This window comes from Maribacter sp., from assembly GCF_049667165.1.
Lineage (GTDB): Bacteria > Bacteroidota > Bacteroidia > Flavobacteriales > Flavobacteriaceae > Maribacter_A.
This window is the reverse complement of record NZ_JBATHS010000405.1, coordinates 1-9275: the sequence shown is the minus strand read 5'-3', so window position 1 is coordinate 9275 and position 9275 is coordinate 1. Positions and strand designations below refer to the sequence as shown.

9 protein-coding genes are annotated in these 9275 nt (G+C 41.1%); 2 read left to right on the top strand and 7 right to left on the bottom strand.

Translation table 11 applies throughout. The features are described from left to right. Both carB and rpmH read right to left on the bottom strand, forming a co-directional pair. Positions 1-1160: carbamoyl-phosphate synthase large subunit (carB, locus tag WBM98_RS18225; protein ID WP_424367443.1), on the bottom strand; the 1160-nt coding region annotated here is incomplete at its 3' end. 90 nt (positions 1161-1250) lie between these two features. Beyond that, positions 1251-1409: a 50S ribosomal protein L34 gene (gene rpmH / locus WBM98_RS18220; RefSeq protein ID WP_089887732.1), complete on the bottom strand. Its 159-nt coding sequence runs from the start codon at positions 1407-1409 to the stop codon at positions 1251-1253. A gap of 224 nt (positions 1410-1633) precedes the next feature. Between rpmH and WBM98_RS18215 the strand changes: the two genes are divergently transcribed. After that, positions 1634-2149 (top strand): DUF2892 domain-containing protein, encoded by a 516-nt coding sequence (locus WBM98_RS18215; RefSeq protein WP_424367442.1) that lies wholly within the window; start codon positions 1634-1636, stop codon positions 2147-2149. On the opposite strand, the gene cls is transcribed toward WBM98_RS18215, so the two are convergent. The 3 genes from cls to WBM98_RS18200 all read right to left on the bottom strand — a co-directional run bounded on the left by cls (position 2146) and on the right by WBM98_RS18200 (position 5454). After that, positions 2146-3609 carry a cardiolipin synthase gene (gene cls / locus WBM98_RS18210; RefSeq protein ID WP_424367441.1) on the bottom strand — a complete coding sequence of 488 codons (1464 nt, stop codon included), beginning with the start codon at positions 3607-3609 and terminating at the stop codon, positions 2146-2148. The two genes, WBM98_RS18215 and cls, sit on opposite strands and share 4 nt — an antisense overlap. A gap of 2 nt (positions 3610-3611) precedes the next feature. After that, entirely contained in the window at positions 3612-4571 is a 960-nt protein-coding gene (locus tag WBM98_RS18205; RefSeq protein ID WP_424367440.1) for a lytic transglycosylase domain-containing protein, read from the bottom strand. Between the two features lie 220 nt (positions 4572-4791). Next, positions 4792-5454, bottom strand: coding sequence for an alpha/beta hydrolase (locus WBM98_RS18200; RefSeq protein WP_424367439.1), 663 nt, complete (start codon positions 5452-5454; stop codon positions 4792-4794). A 164-nt stretch (positions 5455-5618) separates the two neighbouring features. Between WBM98_RS18200 and WBM98_RS18195 the strand changes: the two genes are divergently transcribed. Beyond that, positions 5619-5912 carry a GNAT family N-acetyltransferase gene (locus tag WBM98_RS18195; protein WP_424367438.1) on the top strand — a complete coding sequence of 98 codons (294 nt, stop codon included), beginning with the start codon at positions 5619-5621 and terminating at the stop codon, positions 5910-5912. A gap of 64 nt (positions 5913-5976) precedes the next feature. Here WBM98_RS18195 and mtaB read toward each other — a convergent pair whose 3' ends face one another. Together mtaB and WBM98_RS18185 are read right to left on the bottom strand one after the other, a co-directional pair. After that, positions 5977-7305 carry a tRNA (N(6)-L-threonylcarbamoyladenosine(37)-C(2))-methylthiotransferase MtaB gene (gene mtaB / locus WBM98_RS18190; RefSeq protein ID WP_424367437.1) on the bottom strand — a complete coding sequence of 443 codons (1329 nt, stop codon included), beginning with the start codon at positions 7303-7305 and terminating at the stop codon, positions 5977-5979. 111 nt (positions 7306-7416) lie between these two features. Further along, positions 7417-8787 carry a patatin-like phospholipase family protein gene (locus WBM98_RS18185; RefSeq protein ID WP_424367436.1) on the bottom strand — a complete coding sequence of 457 codons (1371 nt, stop codon included), beginning with the start codon at positions 8785-8787 and terminating at the stop codon, positions 7417-7419. Positions 8788-9275: the final 488 nt, after the last annotated feature.

The following is a 9275-nucleotide window of genomic DNA, read 5'->3' as shown; positions in this document are numbered from 1 at the left end:
CCCATGACCTCACCAACTGTTTTCATCTGGAGACCCAGCGTTCTGTCGGAACCTTCGAACTTATAAAAATTCCATCGAGGTATCTTTACGATCACATAATCGAGGGTAGGCTCAAAAAGTGCCGATGTCGACTTGGTGATTTGATTGTCGAGTTCGTCCAAATGGTACCCAATCGCCAATTTAGAAGCGATTTTCGCAATGGGATAACCCGTCGCTTTTGATGCCAAGGCCGAAGAACGGGACACTCTGGGGTTGATTTCGATGGCAATGATATCTTCTTTTTCATCGGGACTTACGGCGAACTGCACATTGCATCCTCCTGCAAAATCCCCAATACTGCGCATCATTTGTATGGCCATGTCGCGCATTCTTTGGTAGGTACGATCCGATAAGGTCATTGCGGGTGCCACGGTGATGGAATCCCCTGTGTGGATTCCCATGGGGTCCATATTCTCAATGGCACAGATAATCACCACGTTATCGTTCTTATCGCGCAACAATTCCAATTCATACTCCTTCCATCCCATCAAGGCTTTATCGATCATAACCTCATGTATGGGGGAGATCTCGAGTCCCCTACTTAAAAGTTCATCGAAATCCTCAGGTTTATATACGATACTGGCACCTGCACCTCCCAAGGTATAGGAAGCACGGATGACCAATGGAAACCCGAATTCCTGGGCGATTTCCTTCCCCTTTAAAAATGAGGTCGCTGTTGCCTGGGGAGCCATTCCGATCCCGATTTTCAACATCAGTTCCCGAAACTTTTCACGGTCCTCGGTAATATTTATGGCGTCGATATCAACACCTATAATCTCGACCTTATGGTCTTCCCAAATTCCTTTTTCATCGGCTTCTATACACAGGTTCAATGCAGTTTGCCCCCCCATGGTCGGTAAGACCGCATCGATTTGGGGATGTTCCTTTAAAATATCGAGAATCGATTTTGTCGTCAGAGGTTTTAAATATATATGATCGGCCATGGTAGGGTCGGTCATGATGGTAGCGGGGTTACTATTGATCAAGATGGTCTCTATACCGTCTTCACGTAAACTACGCAGTGCTTGGGAACCCGAATAATCGAATTCACATGCTTGCCCAATAACAATTGGACCCGAACCTATAATTAAAATTGACTTTAAATCTTTTCTTTTTGGCATGCTCTCTGTTTTTTTAGATACTACAAGGATAAAAAAAAGGTGCTACTTTCGGAAAAGTAACACCTTAATATATTGTAAAAAGTTCAATCATTATTTTTTATGTCTCGGCTCAGAGGATACGGATAATTTTTTTCTTCCTTTTGCCCTTCTTCTAGAAAGAACCTTTCTACCATTGACAGTTGCCATGCGCTCTCTAAAGCCATGCTTGTTCTTTCTTTTTCTTTTTGATGGCTGATACGTTCTTTTCATCCTCAGGCTTAATTTTTATACTTTGTTGTGCGTTGTGATTTCGCGAATACCTCAGCAAAATCTGGGCGCAAATATACAAAGAGTTTTCGCTTTGGCAAACCTAATTAAAAAAATATTTTTTTCAGGTTGACGTACTGGCTACAAAGCGGTTTTTATTTACTTTTGCCCCACGAAGTCATAAATCGCCTTTGGCAAATTTCACCAAAGAACAATAGCAACATACCATGTTCAACAAGAATATCAAACTCGTCATAACTGGATTGATCATCGCATATGCCATTTATCAATTTATTGAAGGAAACATAGGCAACGGCATCTTCTTGATTCTTTTTTCGTTGATCTTCATTTTCCTTTACTTTAGGAATGAAATTATTTTGCTCGCTTTTCTTCGTATGAGAAAGCAAGATTTGGAGGGAACCCAAAAATGGTTGGACAGGATAAAAAACCCAGAAGCGGCCTTGATCACCAAACAGCAGGGGTATTTCAATTATTTACACGGCATCATCCATTCCCAAAAGAATCTGACACAAGCCGAAAAATATTTTAGAAAAGCCTTGAAACTTGGATTGACGATGGATTATGATACCGCCATGGCCAAGTTAAGTCTTGCCGGTATTGCTATGCAGAAACGACGTAAACGGGAAGCTACCACGTTATTGAACGAGGCCAAGAAACTGGACAAGAGCAATATGTTGACCGATCAAATAAAAATGATGCAGCAACAAATGAAAAAGATTTAAAGCAGGGGCGCCATCAACCTACTGAAGGATTCTTGAAGTCTTCGGACCAATCCACGTTGCATCCATCTATCATAATCCACTTCCTCACATTCCTCTAGGTCCGTTTTGTAGATGTTCCTCATTTGTTGGTTGATCCCTTTGTTGTAGATCAAAGCATTGATTTCGAAGTTCAACGAAAAACTCCTGTAATCCAAATTTGCGGTTCCTATACTCGAGAATACGTCGTCGATGACCATGGTCTTGGCATGTACGAAACCCTTACCGTATCTAAAGATTCGAATTCCGGAACGGGCCAATTGCTCAATATAGGAATCCGTGGCGTATTGGGCGGCCCATGAATCGGATTTTCTGGGGATGATGATCTTTACGTCAACACCACTTCTCGAGGCCGTTGTTAGGGCCGTTAGTATTTGACTGTTAGGAATTAAATACGGCGTGGTAATACAAATACATTTTCTTGCCGTATTAATGGCCGTAAACATAGCTTCCATGATATTTTCCCAGTCGGTATCCGGCCCACTGGCAACTACTTGAACGGCAATGGGGTCATTGAGCACAGGTTTACCCTTGGGAAAATAACTTTCGTCCAATGTATTGTCGGTCTTGGCGACAAAATTCCAACTTAGAAAAAAGGAGGATTGCAATGAACCCACGGCAGCCCCTCGTATGCGCATATGGGTATCTCTCCAATATCGCTCATTATCAAAGGTATTGTTGTACTTTTTATCGATATTGATTCCTCCCAAATAACCTATCTGGCCATCAATTACGACTATTTTTCGATGGTTCCTATAGTTGATCTTACTGGTCGAATTAGAGAAGAGAACAGGAAGAAACGGATAATGTTCCACGCCACTTGCTGTCAATTGTTGTTTAGATTTTGATGAAATGCTACTCCCCACATCATCATAGATCAATTTGACCCCCACCCCGTATTTTGCCTTTTCACATAGTATTTCTATAATCTCAAACCCCTGTTCATCATCCAGAAACACGAAATACTCCATATGAATGTGATTCTCGGCATTGGCAAGGTCTTGCTTTAACCGCTCAAATTTTTGTTCGCCATTGATCAGAATGTCAACTTCATTGTCAAAGGTGAGAATGGCTTTCTCATTGTGCCGCAATAAACTATAAATCTTGAAAATACCTTCCCCAAATTCTTCCTTGAAATCGGCCCGCTCTGCTTGGTCGAGACTGAAGCTCTTACGCCATTTCTTCAAGGTCTTGTTATCAAAAATATACTTCTTCTCGAAAATCTTGTATTTACGATAGTCCTGTCCAAAAAAGTAATAGATCAAAATACCCAAAAAGGGCAGAATGGCCAAAACAAACAAAAATGAAAGTGTTTTAACGGGATTTTTGTTCTTCAGAACTATAAGTACTGAAAAAACAACCACCAAAACATAATTTATGGCTAGTAGTACGGGCCAAAGGTTTTCTTTTAGAAAAGAAACCATACTTATTTGGCTGTCTTGTAATAGCCTTTTATTGGGATTTCAATAGTATATTTTTTACCTGAAGCGTTGTTCAAATGTGGTTCCCTAAGCCATGCATTGTGTCGCTTAAGTATTTTATAGTTGATCTCATATTTTGTGGCGAAATCGGCAAAACTGGCAACAGGCTCAACCACCTCTACCTGAAAAGTAGGAACGGCATTATACATGTCTTCTTTTTCAATTTCAAAACCATATTTTTCAGGATTGGAAAGAATCTCTTTTATGGCCATAATGCGAAATACGTACCTACCGGTTTCTTCGCCTAACAATAAATCGTAATAGTCATCTACCTTTTGAATACCCATGAATTTATTGATGGAACCCGAGCCCGCATTATAGGCCGCGGCTGTCAATGTCCAACTCCCATATTTGTTCTTGAATCTATTCAAGTAATCACAAGCCACCTGTGTTGATTTCTCTAGGTGATAACGTTCGTCTACATTGTCATTTATCTCCAGTCCATATTCTTTACCCGTTCCCTTCATTATTTGCCAAAATCCTGTCGCCCCAGCATGGGAGACCACATTGGTAAGGGCACTTTCGGCCACTGCCAAATACTTAAAATCGTCTGGGATTCCGTTTTTGGCAAGAATAGGCTCTATGATCGGGAAATATTTGTTCGCCCGTTTCATTAAAAGAAGCGCATTGGATTGCCAATAGGTATTCACTAAAAATTCCCTATCAACCCGTTCCATGATTTCAGGATCATCCTGGGGTACCACTTCACCCGCGAAATTCAGATCCTCGGGGATTTCAATAGTGGAAATCCGATACCCCTCAGAGACACTTTTTTCAACCTCATTTTCCACTACATCCTGTGCATCCCCAGATTCGGAATCGTCATTGTTCTGTATGGCAAAAATGAGGGTGGATATCACGAAAAAGACCCCTAATAGCATTAAAATATTCTTTAAAATCTTCATATATCTTAATTAAATTTATTTCCAAAGGTAATAAAGAAATACAATACATTTGAATTCCATATTGCCTTACTTTGATTTCGATACGTAGGGTCTATCGACATATTCGTGCCAAAGCCGATCCAAGTCCCCTCTTATGGGCACCCATGAAAACCATCTATTCTAGATTCTCCCAATTACATTAAGGTGAACCCATAATGAACGTACCCATACTACAACTCCATTATTCCAAAATAATTGTGGGCAGGTGCTCATTGAACCATCGAGCGCGATGAATGATCATCGTATGGGTGCCATTTTTTACATGGATACAATCATTTATGTGTGAGATAGGAAAAACGGCATCCTTTTCACCATGGATATGAACCAGGTTCTTCGTGCATTCCGCTTGCTTCCAATTCACGATTTGGTCGATAGACCAATCGATATAATATTTGTCGCGAATTGATAAATAGCGCTCATAAAGGGCGAGCCTTTTCGTCACTGTTTCCCCAAAGGCATATTTAACCAACAGTTCCACATTGTTGACCAAACCGGTAGGCAATAGTTTATGTGCCTTGGTGTATTTGGCGAATAACATGCGTTTCGGCAGTTCCGAGTTTTTTTTGACACTTGAAATTACGATGACTTTTTTGGTAGGAATAAATTTAGCCATCTCCTGAACCAAGATTCCGCCAAAGGAAACCCCTATCAATACGGGATTTTTATGCGTGATGCTCCTCGTCATTTTTTTTGCGTACGAGGTCAATGACATTCCCTTATCAGGTACAAACCACTCCAACCGATGGGTTTCAAATGCATCTTCCGGTAAATGTATGTTCTCGAATATCGTAGAATTGGCCGCCATTCCCGGCATGAGATAAACATGTGTCTTTTCTTCGTTCATATGAACTTACCTTACGAATTCCTTAGGAAAACCGTATTTTTTTCATTACTTTTGTATTCTGTTTTAAAATGACCCTATCATTTTTAAACTCATAGTAAAAGTATAAAATTACGATTAGAGAATCTCGTGATTTTTTGTCTAGACCAATTTTAAAATCATACTATATGAATGAAATAGAAATAAAAGACAATAGTTTCCTGCGCCAATTTGAAACTAGGGTCGAAGGTCATTTAGCGAAGATCGAATATTCTTCCCAAGAACGTAAAGTTTTTTTAACCAAATTAGTTATTCCAGAAGAAATCACGAAAGAGGGTTTTAAAGAAGATTTCATAAAATCCGTACTACATCATATTCAAGATCAAAACCAAAGAGTCGTGCCAACAAGTCCGCAAATAGCAGGGTTCTTAAGAAAAAACAGACAGTATAAGGAAATGCTTCCGGTAGGTATTCGTATTTAAAAAGGAAGTCGAAAATTCACCAACCTGTTAAGCACTGAATGAAATTCAGCCTTGACAGGTTTTTTTATGCCATAATCTGAGTACTGGCAAATTCGATGCGCACCAATCCGTCAACATCGATTGCCATCAATTTTACGGTCTGCAAGGTATTTACCAAATTGGGATTCCAAGGGTATTTGACCTTGATATAATTTTCGGTGAACCCATGAATGTATCCTTCCTTGTTTTCCCCCTCGAACAAAACCGTTCTATTACTTCCCAATTGACGTTCATAAAAGGCCCTTCGTTTTTTCACCGATAACCCACGAAGCATTTTACTCCTTTTGTTTCTCACCTTTTGAGGCACTGGTTCAGCCATGGTCGCGGCAGGGGTATTATCCCGTTCAGAATATGTAAAGACATGTAAATACGATATATCAAGTTCGTTTAAAAAATGATAGGTTTCCAAGAAATGCGCGTCGGTTTCCCCTGGAAAACCAACGATAACATCAACCCCGATACAAGCATTTGGCATGACTTCCTTTATTCTAGTGACCCTATCTACATAAAGTCCACGTAAATAGCGTCGCTTCATTTGCTTTAGGATCTCATCGCTACCACTTTGCAAGGGAATATGGAAGTGGGGTACGAACGAATTACTTTTCGCCACGAAATCGATGGTTTCGTTTTTCAGCAGATTGGGTTCGATGGATGAAATTCGCAATCTATGTATGCCCTCGACACTATCTAAAGCGCGTACCAGATCCAAAAATGTATGTTCGTGTTTCTTGTCCCCAAATTCACCCTTTCCGAAATCCCCTATATTGACACCTGTCAGTACAATTTCCTTGATTCCTTTTTTTGAGATTTCCTTGGCATTTAGAAGTACATTGTTTAACGTATCACTTCGGGAAATGCCACGCGCCAACGGTATGGTACAAAAAGTGCATTTGTAATCACATCCATCCTGTACCTTTAAAAAAGCCCTGGTACGATCTCCTATGGCATAACTGCCCACATAGAAATCGGCCTCATCTATTTCACAGGAATGCACCTCCCCTATTTCATTTTTGGAAAGGTCATTAATATAATCCGCTATCTTGAACTTTTCTGTAGCCCCCAAGACCAGGTCTACACCATCAACGACGGCCAGTTGTTCAGGTTTCAATTGCGCATAACAACCGATTGCGGCCACAAAAGCAATCGGATTGGTTTTTAAGGCCTGTCTGACTATCGTTTTAAAGCGCTTATCGGCATTTTCGGTAACCGAGCAGGTATTTATGACGTACATATCGGCCCATTCAGAAAAATCAACGCGCTCATAGCCCTCTTCTTGAAAATCCCTGGCAATTGTGGAAGTCTCCGAGAAATTAAGTTTACATCCTAAAGTATAAAAAGCAACTTTTTTTTTCATTACAGCATTCAAAAAAGGATCACAAAGATACTAACTAAAATAATAAGATGGGGCCTACAATCTGCCCCATCTCTAAAGCCATGCCTTATCATTTACAGCCTTACAAACTACCTATCCCACACGAACAACACTGGGTGCTGACAAGATTTCGACCAATTTATCGATTTCCTCATCGTTCCCTGAAATGAAATCTTGGGCAACATTCTCCAGAGCGTCCATATCTTCACGGCTACCCTCGTCAAGAAATGCCAAACTTTCCGGAATACTGGGCTGCCAGCGAAAGTAAGTGGTGTCTTTATCCAAAATTTGTCGCAGCTGCATATCGACTACATCGGCTTCGCCGTCGAAAATGCTATTCAATAACTCCCCACCTTCACCAAGCCACTGTACAAAACCCCAACTTTTCGCTTGAGGTGAAACCGGTTGTGAAAAATGGCCTGTACCTAGTGATAATACAATTTTATGTTTACCAGCACTGGCTTCCGTTTCTTCCAAAAGCGAGAACAAACTGGGATTTCCAAGGCCTCCATTACCTCCATCGACCAGTGTGTAATTATCTCCGCTCCCTCCCGCTTCCGGATAAAGATCTTCACCAAATGTCGGAATGGGTACAGTCAATGGATCAGCCGGTTTCTTCCAAATTGTGTAAGGTGCAAAGAAAGGAACTGCCGCAGAAGAGGCTGTCGCAGCTTGATACAAGCGAAAATTAGCATAGTTACGTGCTTGACCTGGTATTAAGGATTCAATGGACCCAAGAATTTCCGGTGTTCTGCTGCCAATATCATAGGCATAAACAAAAAGCTCCGTCAAGGCATCTTTCATTTTTAGGTCGCCCAAATAACTATGTAATATATAGGCCAGTTTTTGTGCACTATGTAGTGGATTGTTCAACTTCCCCCATACAGCGGTGATGGTGGAAATAGCTTCTCCAGGGTGCGTCCCGATCCAGGCAATCGTGCGACCCATGAGTTCTTCCATCGGTTGAATTACGGTCTCACTAAATGAACCGCGAGAGAAGACTTCTTCTCCTAGCTCACGATAGATCTCAACCACTTCACGCGCACGGAACATCGGTTTGGAATTACCGGCTGATTTGGGCGCCGAAATTGCTGAGGCTAGAATGGCGCCGGTAGAGGTGCCACAAATGCGATCGAAAAGATTCGAGATACGACGACCTGATCTTCGTTCAATTTCCTTTAAAATGACCGCCGGAATCATCCCCCTAGCACCGCCCCCGTCAATGCTTAGGATTGCGAATGTAGGCACCCGTAATTTTGAATCTTGCACATCGCCCAAATCTATGAGGGGAGTAAAGGTGCGATTGAAAACCGAGCCCTTCGATTGGGAAGGGGAAGTATCCTTTAGTTCTGTCCTTGATTGACTAGATGGATTCTTCACTCTCATAGGATTGGGAGAGGTTGCTCTTTCTACCCGATCATTGGATTTTCGATTTTTCGACTTTGTTTGTTTTTTTGTCTTCATTTTTTCGTTTTTATATGTGGATTTTTTCTTCATCCGGATTCCCGGCGATTCCAATTATTTGAGACCATCCCGGAACCGGTTAGAACTGTTATCGCCATTCTTTACCCTAGTGATACTTCAATTTTTAATCGCATATTTTCAGTTCAAGTTCATTTAAATAAATACATTGGTGGTGCCATTCAAAATCCTTCCTCGAGGAACCGATCTTTGTTGACGATTTACAGCGCATTAATGGTGAGTACTTGCATCTTGTACAGTTATTTCTATGCTTAATACCATTTGTATCTTTTATTGAAGCGCTAAACATCATTACCCTTTAATTAGCTGGGTACCACCAGGCTCCGTTAAATAAATCGGCATTCCTTCTTTCATATACACGTTCCACAGCTCCTTCAGGGCCACCTTCCAGGTTGTTTCTAACCTCCTTGATAAAATGAGGGCTTATAAATTTATATTCAACCGAAGGTCCGGAACCCATATAAATAGGC